This window comes from Desulfovibrio sp., assembly GCA_016208105.1.
In the GTDB taxonomy this organism is placed as follows: Bacteria; Desulfobacterota; Desulfovibrionia; order Desulfovibrionales; family Desulfovibrionaceae; genus Fundidesulfovibrio.
The window spans coordinates 480,239-495,022 of the sequence record JACQYS010000022.1 but is presented as its reverse complement, the minus strand read 5'-3'; the positions used below and the strand labels follow the sequence as shown (position 1 = coordinate 495,022).

17 protein-coding genes are annotated in these 14,784 nt (G+C 61.4%); 9 read left to right on the top strand and 8 right to left on the bottom strand.

What is annotated here, in order from left to right; translation table 11 throughout:
- Positions 1-33: 33 nt before the first annotated feature.
- Both HY795_14835 and HY795_14830 read left to right on the top strand, forming a co-directional pair.
- Positions 34-1,056 carry a tetratricopeptide repeat protein gene (locus HY795_14835; GenBank protein MBI4806503.1) on the top strand — a complete coding sequence of 341 codons (1,023 nt, stop codon included), beginning with the start codon at positions 34-36 and terminating at the stop codon, positions 1,054-1,056.
- A gap of 140 nt (positions 1,057-1,196) precedes the next feature.
- A complete protein-coding gene (locus HY795_14830; protein MBI4806502.1) occupies positions 1,197-2,102 on the top strand; it encodes a DMT family transporter in 906 nt (301 codons plus the stop codon).
- Positions 2,103-2,284: 182 nt separating this feature from the next.
- Here HY795_14830 and HY795_14825 read toward each other — a convergent pair whose 3' ends face one another.
- The 6 genes from HY795_14825 to HY795_14800 form a co-directional block, all read right to left on the bottom strand.
- Positions 2,285-3,418, bottom strand: coding sequence for an ABC transporter permease (locus tag HY795_14825; protein MBI4806501.1), 1,134 nt, complete (start codon positions 3,416-3,418; stop codon positions 2,285-2,287).
- Positions 3,415-4,338 (bottom strand): ABC transporter ATP-binding protein, encoded by a 924-nt coding sequence (locus HY795_14820; GenBank protein MBI4806500.1) that lies wholly within the window; start codon positions 4,336-4,338, stop codon positions 3,415-3,417. Before HY795_14820 ends, HY795_14825 begins: the two co-directional genes overlap by 4 nt.
- Positions 4,335-5,294 (bottom strand): HlyD family efflux transporter periplasmic adaptor subunit, encoded by a 960-nt coding sequence (locus HY795_14815; GenBank protein MBI4806499.1) that lies wholly within the window; start codon positions 5,292-5,294, stop codon positions 4,335-4,337. Before HY795_14815 ends, HY795_14820 begins: the two co-directional genes overlap by 4 nt.
- The gene (locus HY795_14810; protein ID MBI4806498.1) at positions 5,291-5,905 is read right to left on the bottom strand and encodes a TetR/AcrR family transcriptional regulator; all 615 of its coding nucleotides are present in this window, start codon (positions 5,903-5,905) and stop codon (positions 5,291-5,293) included. The genes HY795_14815 and HY795_14810 overlap by 4 nt, the downstream gene beginning before the upstream one ends.
- 122 nt (positions 5,906-6,027) lie before the next feature.
- Positions 6,028-6,417, bottom strand: a complete 390-nt coding sequence (locus HY795_14805; GenBank protein MBI4806497.1) for a tautomerase family protein — start codon at positions 6,415-6,417, stop codon at positions 6,028-6,030.
- Between the two features lie 56 nt (positions 6,418-6,473).
- Entirely contained in the window at positions 6,474-7,025 is a 552-nt protein-coding gene (locus tag HY795_14800; GenBank protein MBI4806496.1) for a hypothetical protein, read from the bottom strand.
- 84 nt (positions 7,026-7,109) lie between these two features.
- On the opposite strand from HY795_14800, the gene HY795_14795 reads away from it, so the two are divergent.
- The 5 genes from HY795_14795 to HY795_14775 are packed head-to-tail and all read left to right on the top strand — an operon-like array spanning position 7,110 to position 11,000.
- Positions 7,110-8,327, top strand: coding sequence for a class I SAM-dependent rRNA methyltransferase (locus HY795_14795; protein MBI4806495.1), 1,218 nt, complete (start codon positions 7,110-7,112; stop codon positions 8,325-8,327).
- A 3-nt stretch (positions 8,328-8,330) separates the two neighbouring features.
- Positions 8,331-9,137: an ABC transporter permease gene (locus HY795_14790; GenBank protein MBI4806494.1), complete on the top strand. Its 807-nt coding sequence runs from the start codon at positions 8,331-8,333 to the stop codon at positions 9,135-9,137.
- Positions 9,138-9,180: 43 nt separating this feature from the next.
- Complete coding sequence (gene mlaD, locus HY795_14785; protein MBI4806493.1) at positions 9,181-9,639, top strand: outer membrane lipid asymmetry maintenance protein MlaD; 459 nt, start codon at positions 9,181-9,183, stop codon at positions 9,637-9,639.
- Positions 9,639-10,220: an ABC transporter substrate-binding protein gene (locus HY795_14780; GenBank protein ID MBI4806492.1), complete on the top strand. Its 582-nt coding sequence runs from the start codon at positions 9,639-9,641 to the stop codon at positions 10,218-10,220. Before mlaD ends, HY795_14780 begins: the two co-directional genes overlap by 1 nt.
- A gap of 12 nt (positions 10,221-10,232) precedes the next feature.
- Positions 10,233-11,000 (top strand): VacJ family lipoprotein, encoded by a 768-nt coding sequence (locus tag HY795_14775; GenBank protein ID MBI4806491.1) that lies wholly within the window; start codon positions 10,233-10,235, stop codon positions 10,998-11,000.
- Positions 11,001-11,238: 238 nt separating this feature from the next.
- Here HY795_14775 and HY795_14770 read toward each other — a convergent pair whose 3' ends face one another.
- The gene (locus tag HY795_14770; GenBank protein ID MBI4806490.1) at positions 11,239-12,996 is read right to left on the bottom strand and encodes a diguanylate cyclase; all 1,758 of its coding nucleotides are present in this window, start codon (positions 12,994-12,996) and stop codon (positions 11,239-11,241) included.
- A 109-nt stretch (positions 12,997-13,105) separates the two neighbouring features.
- Here HY795_14770 and HY795_14765 point away from each other — a divergent pair, with 109 nt between their 5' ends.
- Positions 13,106-13,519 carry a hemerythrin family protein gene (locus HY795_14765; protein ID MBI4806489.1) on the top strand — a complete coding sequence of 138 codons (414 nt, stop codon included), beginning with the start codon at positions 13,106-13,108 and terminating at the stop codon, positions 13,517-13,519.
- On the opposite strand, the gene HY795_14760 is transcribed toward HY795_14765, so the two are convergent.
- Entirely contained in the window at positions 13,509-13,754 is a 246-nt protein-coding gene (locus HY795_14760; protein MBI4806488.1) for a hypothetical protein, read from the bottom strand. The genes HY795_14765 and HY795_14760 overlap by 11 nt on opposite strands.
- 352 nt (positions 13,755-14,106) lie before the next feature.
- On the opposite strand from HY795_14760, the gene HY795_14755 reads away from it, so the two are divergent.
- On the top strand, positions 14,107-14,505 hold the full coding sequence (locus HY795_14755) for a restriction endonuclease (GenBank protein MBI4806487.1): 399 nt from the start codon (positions 14,107-14,109) through the stop codon (positions 14,503-14,505).
- Positions 14,506-14,784: the final 279 nt, after the last annotated feature.

The following is a 14,784-nucleotide window of genomic DNA, read 5'->3' as shown; positions in this document are numbered from 1 at the left end:
TTTCTTGCCAGCGTTATAGGCCGGTGTTAAATAATGAGAATGGACTTCGACCCAGCGAAAATCGGCGTGGCCATCATCAACTCCGAGGCCTCCCAACACGGGAAGGACCGCCATGCGTTGTCCAGGCTGGGCTTTGAAAATATACATGTCTTCCCGGCATTTGGCGAGGCGAGGAAACACCTGCCGGAATCTTCCGTTCAGCTCATCCTGGTGGGAGATAGAGCCGGAGAACTCTCCGGCTCCGAATGCCTGCGCCTGATCAAGCACGATTCGGAAATCAAACACAAGGCTGTGGTCATGATTTCCTCGGAGGGTCGCAAGGAACGCGTGCTGGGCGCGGTGTCCGCCGGGTGCGGCGGCTACGTGCTCAGGCCCTACATACTGGACACCTTCGCCAAGCACCTGAAGGCCGCCTGGGAGAGCTCAAGGCCTGATGGGCACTGCCTGGAGAAGATCGAAAAGGGCAAAGAGCTCGTCAAGGCCGGACACTTCAGCGAGGCCATTGTCGAACTCCATTGCGTAACAGAAAAGGAAAACGACTCCCTGGAATGGTTCAACAAGGGGCTCGAACACCTGCGCAGACAGGAGTACGGCCAGGCCATCCTGTGCTTCAACAAGGCCCTGGCCGTGAACGCCATGTTCGCCGAGGCCTTCAAGGGGTTGGCCGATGCCCACAAGGGTCTTGGCGACATGGACAAATACCTCGAGTACTTAAACAAATCCGCCGAGATTCTGGCCATGCAGGACAAACTCCAGGAGCTTCGCGAACTCTATGTGGAGATCTTGAACCATGACCCGGAAGCCGCGAACCCGTACAACACCCTGGGGGTGCGCCTGCGGCGCTCCGGGGACCTCACCGGAGCGCTCCACGCCTACACCAGGGCGCTTGACTTAACGCCAACCGACGAGAACCTGCACTACAACATCGCCAAGGCGTACTTCCACGCGGGAAAACCCGGCGTCGCCGCCGACCATCTGCGCCAGGCGCTCAGCATCAGGCCGGATTTCACCGAAGCGGCGGACATGCTCGCATCCCTTGAAAAGAGTGGAACCTGAGCCCCTTCAACCAACTGCTCCCCTCCATCATCGCTTGATATTGCCCTACCTTGCGTTTATTACCGCCGCCTGGCGTGAAGTGACGCGGCCTTTAGCCCCCGAAACCTCAAAACCCGCGCCAGATCATCGGAGTATCATTCATGCCCGTTTCCGGGGGTCGCAACTTGCGCTCCATCAAAGCCGACGTCCTGCTCACCATCACCGCGCTGATCTGGGGCCTGGCCTTCGTGGCGCAACGCGTGGGCATGGAACACGTTGGCCCGTTCCTGTTCAACGGAGTGCGCTTCGCCCTGGGGGCCATCGCCCTTCTCCCCCTGGCGATCCGGTCCCGCCAGACCATGCGCCCGGCCCCGGGCCTTTGGGCCAATCCCTGGCAGGGATGCCTCTTCGCCGGTCTGGTCCTCACTTTCGGAGCAAGCCTGCAGCAGATCGGGCTTCAGTACACCACCGCCGGAAATGCCGGGTTCATCACCTGCCTGTACGTCATTCTGGTGCCACTGTTCGCCGCCCTTGGGGGCAAACGCACGCCTCTGGGGACCTGGCTCGGCGCCCTGACCGCCGTGGCCGGCATGTATCTGCTTTCTGTCACCGACGCATTCACCATCAATTCAGGCGATCTGCTGGAACTTCTGGGGGCCGTGTTCTGGGCCGGGCACGTGCTGGTGGCGGCCTGGTTCGCGCCGCGCATGAACCCCATCCACCTGGCCGTGGGGCAGTACGCCGTATGCTCGGTGCTGAGCCTCGTCATCGCGGTGGCGAGCGGGGAATCCTTCGCACCAGAGGGACTGATGCTCGCCGCCGGACCCATTCTCTACGGAGGCCTTCTGTCGGTGGGCGTGGCCTACACGCTGCAGCTGGTGGCCCAGCGCGACGCCAATCCGTCCCACGCGGCCATTATCCTGAGCCTGGAATCGGTGTTCGCCGCTTTGGGCGGCTGGTTTCTCATCGGGGAAGTGCTGACCGTGCGGGGTATGATTGGCTGCGCCCTGATGCTGGCCGGGATGCTCTTGTCCGAGCTGTGGCCGATGTTTCGTAAGAAGGCCTGATACCAAGAGGCGCAAGAGGAAGATGCCTCCGGCGGCCAAAGGGCCAGTGGCCCTTTGGAATCCCAAATAGCTTTGCGCCCGTCACCGGCATGCCGGTGGCGGGCGCAAAGCTTATTGAGGGTCCAGGGGGATCATCCCCCTGGCGGGAGAGTCCAGAGAGGGCGGCGCCCTCTCTGGCCGCGTTAATCCAGAGTCTGCCGGTAGCGCTTCACGGCCACTGTCATCATCACCACCAGAAAGAGCGCCATGGGCCACAGCTCGGGCGCGATGTCCGCAAAGCCGTTCCCTTTGAGCACTATACCACGCACCACCCGCAGGTAGTGGGTCAGCGGCAGCACCGACCCCAGCCACTGCGCCCAGTTAGGCATGCCCTGGAACGGGAACATGAACCCGGACAGCAAAATCGAGGGCAGGAAGAAAAAGAACGCCATCTGCATGGCCTGGAGCTGGTTCTGGGCCACGGTGGAGAAGGTGATGCCCACGGCCAGGTTTGCGGCTATGAACAAGATCGAAACACACAGAAGAAGCGGCAAGCTGCCGAGAATCGGCACCCCGAAGATCACCTTGGCCGCCAGGATGATGAGCAGCACCTGGATGTAACCCACCACGATGTAGGGAACTATCTTGCCGATCATCACCTCGAAAGGGCGTACCGGCGTGCACAGAAGGTTCTCCATGGTGCCGCGTTCGCGTTCACGGGTGATGGCCAGGGCGGTGATGATGACCATGGTCATGGTGAGCACCACGCCCATGAGCCCGGGCACGATGTTGAACTTGGTCTGTATCTCTGGGTTGTAGAGCCGCTGCACGCGAAGGTCCACGGGCCCGGCCTGGGCGCGGAGCGGGAGAAGCGGCCCGATGAGGTCGCGGTTCAGGCTCTGGCTGAAGATGACGTCCAACGCGGAGAGGGCGAACCCGGTGGCCGATGGGTCGGCCGCGTCGGCCTCCACCAGGGCGGTGGGCCGGTCCCCCCTGGCGATGAGCCGCCCGAAATCATCGGGGATGGTGAGAACGAACAGCACGTCTCCCCTGCTTAAGAGGCGCTTGGCCTCTGATTCCTTGGTGATGATGTTGGTTATGCGGTAATAGAGGCTGTTCTGCATGGCCGAGATGACTGTGCGGGAGAACTCCGAGTCGTCGTTGTTGAGCACTGCCAAAGGAAGGTACTGAGGGTTCGCGTTGATGGCGAAACCGAACAGCACCAGCTGCATGAGCGGAATGCCTATCATCATGGCGAAGGTCAGGCGGTCGCGGCGCATCTGCACGAATTCCTTGACCACCATGGCCCAGAAGCGGCGCGGAGAAAATAGGTTCATCCCTTGCCTCCGCTTAACGATTCGTTCATGAGGCTGATGAACACCTCTTCCAGGCTGGTGGCCACTTCACGAAACTCTTGGGGCCCGGACATGTAGGGGGCAAGGCTCTTTTCAAGGAGCTCCGGGTCCGGCCCTGAAACATGCAGGGTGTTGCCGAAGTGGGCCACCTGTTCGACTCCGGGAAGAGTCTTGAGAACCTTGGCCAGCTCGTAGAGCCCCTGGCCCGCCACCTCCCAGGTGGCCAGGCCGCGCCCGGCGACAACTTCCTCCACGGTTCCCTTGGTCAAGAGGTCGCCGTAGGCGATGTAGGCCAGGCGGTGGCAGCGTTCGGCCTCGTCCATGTAGTGGGTGGAGATGAGCGCGGTGAGGCCCTGGCCAGCCAGTTCGTGCACCTCGTCCCAGAAGTCCCGCCGGGCCTTGGGGTCAACTCCGGCTGTGGGTTCGTCCAGCAGGAGAAGCTCCGGTCCGTGGATGAGGCTCGAGGCCAGGGCCAGGCGCTGCTTCCATCCGCCGGAGAGCGTTCCCGCCAGCTGGTCCGCGTAGGGGGCAAGGCTCATGCGCTCGATCATCTCGCCCACCGCCTGCTGGCGGTTCTCCACGCCGTACACCCTGGCCATAAAATCCAGGTTCTCGCGCACCGAGAGGTCGCCGTAGAGGCTGAACTTCTGGGCCATGTAGCCCACTCGCGTCTTTATCCTGGAGGCGTCCTTGATCACGTCCATGCCCAGGCATTGCCCGCTGCCTGAATCGGGCTTCAAAAGGCCGCAGAGCATGCGGATGAAGGTGGTCTTGCCGGACCCGTTGGGCCCGAGAAAGCCGTAAATCTCCCCCTGCTCCACCCGAAGCGAGAGGTTGTTCACCACCACCTTGCCAGAAAAGGACTTGGTGATGCCGGTGACGTCGATGGCCGGACGGTTCACGACTTCGTACCCAGGCTTACGTCCACGGGCTGGCCGGGTTTTAACACCTTGGCGGTTTCAGGCTCGAAGCGGGCCTCCACCATGAAGACCAGCTTGGCCCTGAAGTCCTGGCTGTAGATCACCGGCGGCGTGTACTCGGCCTGGGGGAAGACGAAGTTCACCGTGCCCGTGAACGGCTTGGGGCAGCCGTCGCAGCGCACGGTGACCGTCTGGCCCACGGCCACCTTGCCCATGTCCGTTTCCGGAATGAAGAAGCGCACCTTCACGTTGGCCGGGGGCAAAAGCTTCACCACCGGGCTGCCGGCCTGGACCCACTCGCCCTTATAGTGGATCAGGTCGAACACCATGGCGTCCAGCGTGGCGTTCTGGAGTTTCTGGTCAAGGTACCACTGGGCCTGGTCCAGGTCGGCCTGGGCGGCCCTGGCCTGGGCCTGGGCCGCCAGGATCTGGTCGATGCGGGAGCCGAGCTTGCCTGTGGCCAGCTGGGCTTTGTAGTCGGCCAGGCGGCCCTGCGCGTCCAGATAGCGCGTGCGCGCCTGATCGTAATCCTCCTGGGCCACCGCGCCGGTGGCAAGAAGCGCGGCCCTGCGGTTCATCTCCAGCTTGTTCAGGGCCAGCAGCGCTTCGGACTGGTCTATCCGGGCCAGGATCTGGTCGATCTCGTCGGGGCGCAATCCCTTTTTCAGGTCGTTCACCGTGTCCTGGGCCTTGGCGAGGTTCGCCCTGGCCCTTTCCACGCCCTGCTGTTCCAGGGCGTGTTCCAGCACGAAAAGCCTGTCGCCCGGGCGCACCCAGGTTCCGCGTCCCACGGGCAGCTCGTCCAATCTGCCGGCCAGCTGCGAGGCCACGTACACGAACTCGCCCTCCACATAGCCCTGGTAGACCGATTCCGCCCCCTTGGAGCAGCCCTGGGCCAGAAGACCAAGCAACAAAACGGCAAGCAAGCGTGTTTTCATGCGTTCTCCCGGGCGGCTTTTTTCAGCAGTTCGCCAAGATAATCCGCCATATCAAGGACGGTGATGCCCGCGATGCGCTTCATGTGCGCGGGTATGGCCGGGGCGAAGCGTTTGCGCACCGGTTCGGTCAGGCAGGTGAACACCAGAGGACCAACCAGCGAGAAGTGGGTCAGGGCCGGATCCAGGCCGCACTGACCGGCCAGACTGGTCACCGAGCCGATGATCCGCGACCATTTGGAAAGCACCTGCTCGGGCAGGCTTTTTCCCTCGGACGCCAGCTCCCAGGCCATGATGCGCGGCAGCCTCGGGTCTTGCGTAAAGAGCAGAGCCACAGCCCTCAATATGCCCTGCAATTTTTCCAGGGCGCTGCCATCCAGGGAATCCACCCGCTCGACCGCTGTAGCCAGGCGCTCGAACTGGCGAAGGATCACCAGTTCATAGAGCCGGGCCTTGTCGCCCAGGCGGTAGTAGAGCATGGCCTTGTTCATGCCCGCACCCTTGGCGATGGCCTCCACCCGGGCTCCGGCGAAACCGTGCTCCGCGAACTCGGTGGTTGCGGCATCCAGTATGGCCATCTGCTGGGTGTCTGGGAGGGGAGTTACGGTCTTCATATTTACCGCATGGTTTAACCGGATGGTTAAACCTGGTCAAGCGTGATCTCGCGATGAACCCAATACGCTTGGCGGATGCGTCGATCCGGGAGGAAAACGGAAAAGAGGCCCAGCCAGGCTCGCTAGACCTTCACCTCGTAGCCCAGGTCAACCAGATCGGCGCGCTGGCCTCCCCGGATGCCCCAGTTCTCGCGGGGCTGCTCCACCACGATGATGAAGATGTCCCCGGCTGGAATCTTGAAGGCCGAGAGGTTCTCAACCACGCTGGCATACAGCGCCCCCTTGGCCTGGGCTGAGCGGCCCTGGAAGGCGAAGACCTCCACCAGAACGTACCGGTCGGACTTGCCCGGAGGCAAAAGCCAGTCGCTTGGATCAAACTGCTGGAAGCGGATGTTGCGGTCCGGCTCGGGAATGCCGAAAGCCTCCACCAGGGCGGCGTGCACACCGTTCATGATGCCCAGTTTTTCTTCGGCGCTCCACTGCCTGACCACGCTCACTCTTACCAAAGGCATTGTCGGCCTCTCTTGGATACGTTTTCGACAATATTTATTGAATAAAACCAACGAGGCTATTGAACCTTGTTCAAGGTCCTGGCTTCCTGCTCCGGAGTGGGGATGGCCCCCTTGGGTACGTCAGTGGTTTTGGCGGGGGGCTGGGCCTGCCCGGCTGGCGGGACTGCCGATGAGGGCTTCCGCGATTCCGCCTCGGGATGTGCGCCCCCTGCCTGCTCGGCCTGGGCTTCGCTGGCCTGGGCCTTGGCCCTTTCCATGAGCGCGGCAGGGGAAAGCTGCACCTCGATGTCGGACATGCGCTTCTGGATGTTATTAAGGGTTGCGAGCACCTCCTGGAAGTCCCGCTGGCGCTGGTTGGCGCATTCCTCAAGCTGGCCGCGCTGTTCGGCGAAGCGCCCCTCCAGGTCCGCCTGCATGCGCTCCTTCTCCAGGCGAAGAGACATCTTCTCCTCTTCCTGTTTTTTGCGCTCGCGCAGAACGTCCTCGAGCTGGGCGCGATTTTCGGATAATTCCTTTTCCAAAGTGAGGTAACGCGAGGCCACCAGCGTGGAGAGCGCGGCGGCCGCAGCGGTGACAACGGCGAATAAAATGAATGCTGCGGTTCTCATGACTGGAAATTACTCTCCAAATGTTCCATCCTCAAGACAAATCATTGCAAACCAAGCCCGGAAGTCCTACAGGACCACTCGCCTATGAACCTACCAATACTTCATCTCAAAAAACACGAGGAACGCCGCCTCATGGCCGGACACCTGTGGGTGTTCTCCAACGAGGCGGATACGGCCCAGAGCCCTTTGAACACTTTCACCGCCGGGGACCAGGCCGTCATCATGTCCGCCCGGGGCAAGACGCTGGGGGTCGGCTACGTCAATCCCGGCTCGCTCATCCTGGCCCGGGTCTGCGACAAAAACCCCAAGGCCAGGCTCGACCGCGCCTGGCTCTATTCCCGCATTTCCCAGGCCCTGGCCCTTCGCGAGACCCTTTTCGACAAGCCGTTCTACAGAATGGTGTACGGCGAGGGCGACCACATCCCGGGCCTTATCGTCGACCGCTTCGGCGACGTGCTCTGCGTGCAGCTGCTCACGGCAGGCATGGACCGCCTGCGCGAAGACGTGATCGACGTGCTGGACGAGCTTGTCCGGCCTGCCTCGATCCTCCTCAAGTGCGACTCCCGCTCCAGGCAGCTCGAAGGGTTGCCGCTCATCGTGGAGGCCGTGAAGGGCGAGCCCCCCTCCGAGGTGGAGGTCCCCGAGGGCCTTGGCCGTTACAAGGCAAGCCTGGCCTCGGGCCAGAAGACCGGCTGGTATTTCGACCAGCGCCCCAACCGGCTGGGCATTTTGCCCTTGTGCAAGGGCAAACGGGTGCTGGACGTCTTCTGCTACGCCGGCGCCCTGGGCATCGGAGCCGCGCTGGCCGGAGCCGATCACGCTCTTTGCGTGGACGCCTCCCAGGCGGCCGTCGACCATGTGACCGCCAACGCAGAACTCAATAACGTCTCGGACACTGTGGCCACCATAAAGGGCGACGCCGACGACGTGCTGGAGGAGTTGGCCAAGGAAGGCAGGCGTTTCGACGTGATAAGCCTGGACCCGCCAGCCTTCGTGAAGCGCAAGAAGGACCTGGAGCCCGGCATGGGCGCCTACCACAAGATAAACAAGTTCGCCGGGCGTCTTCTCGAGCCGGGCGGTTTCCTGCTCACTGCGTCCTGTTCGCAGCACATGGAAGCCGGCCAGTTCCAGCGTCTGGTGGCCTCGTCCCTTTCCGGGCGCAAGCGCGCCCAGCTCGTCTGGCGCGGTGGCCAGGGGCCCGACCACCCCATCCACCCCTCCATGCCTGAAACAGATTACCTGAAATCGCTTCTTTTCCGGGTGAATGCTTCACAAACCCCGGATCACGATTACACTGAATAAACCATGAACGCCGCCTCGGACTTCCTGCTGGCTCCCATCACCAAGCTCGGACGAACGGCCATAGGGCTCACGCTCGGGCTCGGGTCGTATTCCGTGTTCACGTTGCGTGGCTTGGGGCACATGGTCAGCCTGCCGCTGCAGTGGGCCAAAATGGTGCAGCAGGTGTACTTCATCGGGGTGAAGTCCGTTTCGGTCATCGCGCTCATAGGGCTTTTCACCGGCATGGTCCTGGGCCTTCAGGGCTACTACACCCTGGTGAAATTCGGGGCCGAGGGGCTTTTGGGCGCGGCGGTGGCCCTTTCGGTGATCCGCGAGCTTGGCCCGGTGCTCACGGCCATCATGATCACCGGCCGGGCCGGCTCCTCCATGGCCGCGGAGCTTGGCATCATGCGCATTTCCGAGCAGATAGACGCCTTGGACGCCATGGACGTGAGCCCGGTGCGGTATCTGGTCGGCCCCAGGCTGGCCGCCTCGCTCGTCTGTTTTCCGCTGCTCACGGCCATGTTCGACGTCATCGCCGTGTGGGGCGGCTACCTGACCGGAGTCCTGATGCTTGGAGTGAGCCCGGGAATCTACTGGGCGCGCATTTACGACAGCGTGGCCATGCAGGACGTGTCCGGAGGTTTCGTGAAATCCCTGGTATTTGCCGTGCTGGTGGCCTCCGTCTGCTGCTACGAGGGCTACTACACCCACAGGCGCCCGGGCGGCTTCGGTGCAAAAGGGGTGGGGCTTTCCACCACCTCGGCAGTGGTCACTTCCTGCGTTTCCATATTGGCTTCGGACTACGCGTTGACCTCTTTTCTGCTGTGATACTGTTGATTTCCGAGACGATGAGGCATATTTCGTGGACACAATGAAGAATCGTTCAGTAGAATTGGCGGTGGGACTGTTCGTGATGGCCGGGCTTTTGTGCGCGGCCTATCTTACCGTCAAGCTCGGCAAGCTCGAGGTCCTAAGCGGCGACACTTACGCAATAAAGGCCCGCTTCATAGACGTGACCGGCCTCAAGGAAGGCGCTGGCGTGGAGCTTGCAGGCGTGCGCGTGGGACGGGTGGAAGCAATCACGCTTACTCCGGACAAGCGCGCGGTGGTCACCATGAATATCCAGAAAGGCGTCAAACTGAGTGAGGACGCCATAGTGTCTGTGAAGACAAGCGGCCTTATCGGCGACAAATATCTTAAGATCACCCCAGGCGGAGCGGGCGACCCCCTTCCACCCGGCGGACTTCTCACCGATACCGAGTCATCAGTGGACATCCAGGAGCTCATCGGAAAGTACGTCTTCGGAGGGGTGAAGGAGGAAAAGAAATGATGGCACGTGCTTTGAACGTGCTGGCCTTTGCTCTGCTTCTGGTTCTTTCATCCCAGACGGCCATGGCCGGACAAGCCAAGGATTCCTTGAAGGAAAGCGTGGACGAGGTGCTCAAGGTGCTTTCGGCCACCAAACCCGGCGAGTCCGGGCGGACCGAGAAGCTCTACCAGGCCGTAAGCAAGGTCTTCGATCCCGAGGAACTGGCCAAGCGCACCCTGGCCTCGCACTGGGATGCCTTCAACCCCGATGAGCGCAAACGCTTTACCTTGGCCTTCGTCAAGCTCCTGGAGCGCACCTACCTGCGCCGCATCGAAGCCTACACCGACGAGAAGGTCGTTTTTCTGGACGAGTCCGCGCTTGGCGAGGGCCGCTCCGAAGTGAGCACCAAGATCGTCACCTCCACCAAGGAAGTGCCCATCGTCTACAGACTCATCAAGAAGAACGACTGGAAGGTCTACGACGTGGTGATCGAAGGTGTCAGCTTGGTGCAGAACTACCGCAACCAGTTCAACCAGATTCTGGCAAAGGAATCTCCGGCCCAGCTTATCGGCCGGGTCGAAACCATGGGCCAGGCCAGCTAGGAATCTTTGACCATGCGCTCCACAAACCGCCCCCTCATTTCGCTCCTCTCCCTTTTTCTCCTGTTCGCTCTCACGGCCGGTTGCGCTTCCAAGAAGGCCGCCAAGGCTCCCGTGGACTCCGAAGACGCGCCCCAGGTCCAGATAGCCGACCCCATCGAACCCTGGAACCGCTTCTGGTTCGGTTTCAACGACGTGTTCTACATGGGGCTGGGCAAGCCGTTCAGCAAGGCCTACACGACCGTTTTTCCCAAGTACGCCAGGGACCGGATCGAAAACGCCTATTCGAACTTCCTTTTTCCTGCCCGCTTCGTCAACGCCGTCCTGCAGCTGCGCCCGGACAAGGCATCCAGGGAGCTGGGTCGTTTCATCATCAACTCCACCTTCGGCCTGGGCGGCCTCTACGACCTGGCCGCCACCAATCCCAACATGGGGCCGCAAAGACTTGGTTTCGGCCAGACGCTCGGAATATGGGGCATGGGCCACGGGTTCTATCTGGTGCTGCCCATCCTCGGGCCCTCGTCCCTGCGCGACGCGATTGGCCTGGGAGTGGACGCGGCGGCACAGCCCACCTCGTACATTGAGGTCCCCTTCCTGCTTACCGCCGCCATCAGCGGGGCTGGCCGGTTGAACCGGATTCCGGAAACCCTGGACGTGTACGAGGAGCTCAAGCGCTCGGCGGTGGAGCCCTACAGTGCGGCCCGGGACGCCTATGCCCAGCTGCGGGCCAAAATAGTGGAAGATGCGTTGAGGGATGCCTGGGTCAGGTCGCTGAACCAGTAGAGCCCTTACCTGGCCATTGTAAAAGTTGGTCTTCTTAAGCCTGTTCAAAAAGTCCGCTGGCAAGGCGCAGGAAAAAGTCAAGGCTGACCAAAACGCAGGACAGCGTTTTGAGGCAATGCCCTTGGGCATTACCCGAAGGGTCAGCCCCCAGGACGGGGGCTGATCAAGCGTATTTGACATACGCGAAGGTTTGACTTTTGAACGGCAACGCCGCCAGCGGGTGTTTTTCAACAGGCGATTACGGGTGCTTGAAGGCCATTTCGTCCTTTAAGGAAAGGTGTTCGCCCGCGAGGCAGTAGGTGTTCCGGCCAGCCTCCTTGGCCTTGTACATGGCCGCGTCGGCTTTTTGAATCAGCACGCGAGGGTCGGCCCCGTCCCATGGGTAGAGCGCCAAACCGATGCTGGTGCTCACGTTGACCCGCACCCCGGACAGCACCCGCGTCTCGCACACGGCCTTCAGGACCTTGCGGGCCACCGCGGTCACGCCTTCCGGGGTCTTCACCTCGGGCAGGATGATGAGGAATTCATCCCCCCCCATGCGCCCCAGCGTGTCGGACTTGCGCAAGAGCCCGCCGATATTTCCCGCCACCATCTTGAGCAGCATGTCACCCACGTCGTGGCCGAGACTGTCGTTGACCGCCTTGAATCCGTCGAGATCCAGGAGCATGACCGCAAGCAGGCTTCCCCGCCGGCTGGCCAGGGCCAGCCCCTGTTCCAGCCTGTCTTCCAAAAGAAATCTATTGGGCAGTCCCGTAAGGGCGTCGTGATAGGCCATGTGCTTGATGGTGTCTTCAGCCATGCGGCGCTCGGTCACGTCCCGGACCATGAGCACATACCCGGAAGGTTTGCCTTCGCTCCCCCAAATCCCGCTGACTTTGGCGTTGATGAACCGGTTTGACGCGCCGTTGTCGATCACGGCTGAAAAACGATGGCTGTTTCCCTTCTTCACCTGGGACAGGCCGCGGCGGACACGGCTGACGGGAACCCCGATTCTCTTGTGGAATTCCAGGATGTCGGAACCGATTGAGCCAGCTTCTCCCGCTCCCAGAATGCCCTGCGCCGCATGGTTCACGAAAGCCAGGACATCGCCCTCCGTGGCGGCAATGCCCAGCTCCATGGAGGCATTCAGGATCGTGTCCAGATAGCAGGTCTTTTTTGCGGCCTCTTCCACCGCCTCGCGCAAAAGCTGGTCCTTCTCGCGGATGACCTCTTTGAGCATCTCCACGTAGCGGGCTTCCATGCCCTTGACGATATCCGACTGGGTGACCAGCCCCTCGGTGCTGCCATCAGAGCCAACGACAAGAAGGCGCCGGACCTTATTCTCGCGCATGATCGCCGAGGCCTGGTGGACCGGGGTATCGCTCGAAACGGTGAGCACAGGCCGGGACATGACCTCGCCCAGGGACGTGTCGGCCAGCTTCCAGCCGTCGGCCACCACGGCCACCATGTCGCGCTCGGTGAAGATCCCCGCCGGCTGGTTGCATTCGAGGGCCACGATGCAGCTGTAGGGCCCGCGCGCCATGAGCTCCAGGACGTTCTGGAGATTGTCCGCGGCGCTTAGGCAGGCCACCATGCGGGCCATGATCTGGCTGACCCGCTTGACCTCGACAAAATACTCGACGCCCAGGTTCTGGACCATGTTGGTCTGGGTGACCATGCCCAAAGCCCGCCCCTTGGCATCCACCACCACCAGATGGCGTATTCCCTGCTCAAGGAGCATGGAAAAGGCCTGGTGGATGGGCATGTGCTCCGGCGCGGTCAGTACCGGGCAAGACATCAGCTCTCTCACCTTGCGCGAAAGAAGCGACGGCCCGTGTTCGGCCAGGGCGGCGATCACTCCGCGTTCCGTTAGTATCCCGGCGGGCTTGCCCCGGCTCAAGGCCACGGCGGAGCTGATTCTGCCCTTGCGCATGCACGCCAGAGCTTCTTCCATGGCCGCTCCGACCGGAACGCCAATGACTCCCGGGGTCAAGATGTCCCGCAAGGTGGTTCTCACCAGGGAACTCTTGCCAGAATGTTCATCTGGGGGCATAGTATGCATAGTAGTGTTACATTATTGCCACAGACTTTATATTCCGGCAACACATTACAACTTCGGCTGCCCTATGAAAGAAATTCAGTGGGACGAAAGACTGCGCGTTGGCATTCCCGATATCGATGAACAACATCGAAAGCTTATTGAACTGTGCAACAGAGCATTCCAGGCCATCTCAAAGGGAATGACTGAAGCGGAATTCAAGGAGATAATCGCCGAACTCCGGCAATTCGTGAAGCTCCATTTCACCACGGAAGAGGAGCTCATGGAGAAGCACAAGTACCCTCGCCGGGACGAGCACCGCGCCGAACACGCCAAGCTCACCCAGACCGTCAAGGAATTCCACACGTCAGGATACAGGCACGAACATGTTCCACCGCAGGAATTGAAGGCGTTCCTGGCAAACTGGATCATAAACCACATCATCCGCCATGATTTAAGCTACGTGAAGCATTTCAAGGAAAAAGGCGTGGTCACTTCCTGAAGCCGCGCAGCTGCTTCCTGTCGCAATTAAGGATGCAGTTGTCGTAGCGCGCTTCGTCCCTGACGTTCTTGTCCCACACGTCCTGTTCTCTGCCCACCCGCGGCACCGGCTTCTTGCAGGCGTCGACGCACTGCCTGTAGCGCTCGTCCAGCTGCCGCTCTTTCTCATCCGCTTTCGAAGCTCCAAAGGCCTGGGGTGCGAGGCACACCAAGAATAGAAAGACACACCAGCGCATGGAACCCTCCCTTCGGACAGACGTCAGAATCCTCGCCGCGCGCAAAAAGCACCCGCATCCCTGCGCCAGGCCTCCGGAGATCAGTAGGCCCGGCAGCTGCCTTCGCTTGTCCCTATGCGTCTCGCGTGGCGAGCAATACATAATATACTGCAAAATTTTCATGCCCCGCAACTCTGAGCGGTCTTGCCTTTTGCGCCCGGACAGGACACAGGGGGTCTAAACGCTGCCTGCTGGCCGATCGGGCGTGCTCTTGCCGCCCGGCACCATGGAGGCGGCCTGCAAGAGCGGGTGTCGATATTCTCTCCCCTGGAGGGAACAACGTCCTGGGCAACCGCAACAAGGCAGGTTGTAAATGAGCTCACACGTCATCAAAAAGCTCAGCGCATCCGAATCCATCCGGAAATTCTGCGTGGCCTGCATGGGCGGCTCGTACATGCTGGTGGCGGAGTGTTCGGATTCGCAGTGCCCCTTGCACGTCTACCGCCAGGGGCCGGCTCCCCAAGCATCCAGGCCTCCTGTCCGCGCCATACGCCGCCAATGCCTCAGCTGCTGTTGCGGCAACAGGGAACAGGTCCGCGCCTGCGCGGCCTCTCCTTCCTGCAAGGACCCCTACTCCCCTTGCTACCTGTGGCGCTACCGGCTCGGCTCGCGCCCGGAAGTGTTCGAACGGCGCAAGCGCAAAGCCAAACGCACCCTGCTCACCCTGCCAGGACTCTCCCTGAATAAAGCGGTCCCGTCTCCGACAGCCTAAGACCGGAGACTTTTTCCGCCCGCAGCACCACGAACCAGCCGCCAGCTGGCAACTGTCCCGGCCCTGCCTCGAACAGGGCGGCCAACCCGGTCCACGTTTAATTGTGCGCATTTCGGACGCAATTTTGGTCCATTGAGCGATTGCATTGACTCGACCATAAGAGTCGGGCATAAGGTGTTGTCATGCCTGCCCGCCACTGTCCGGACATCCGGACTGGTTGCGCCTCCCACACCGTCCGAATTACCGGACTCCCTCCGTCAATCCGGAGGATCGGACAGA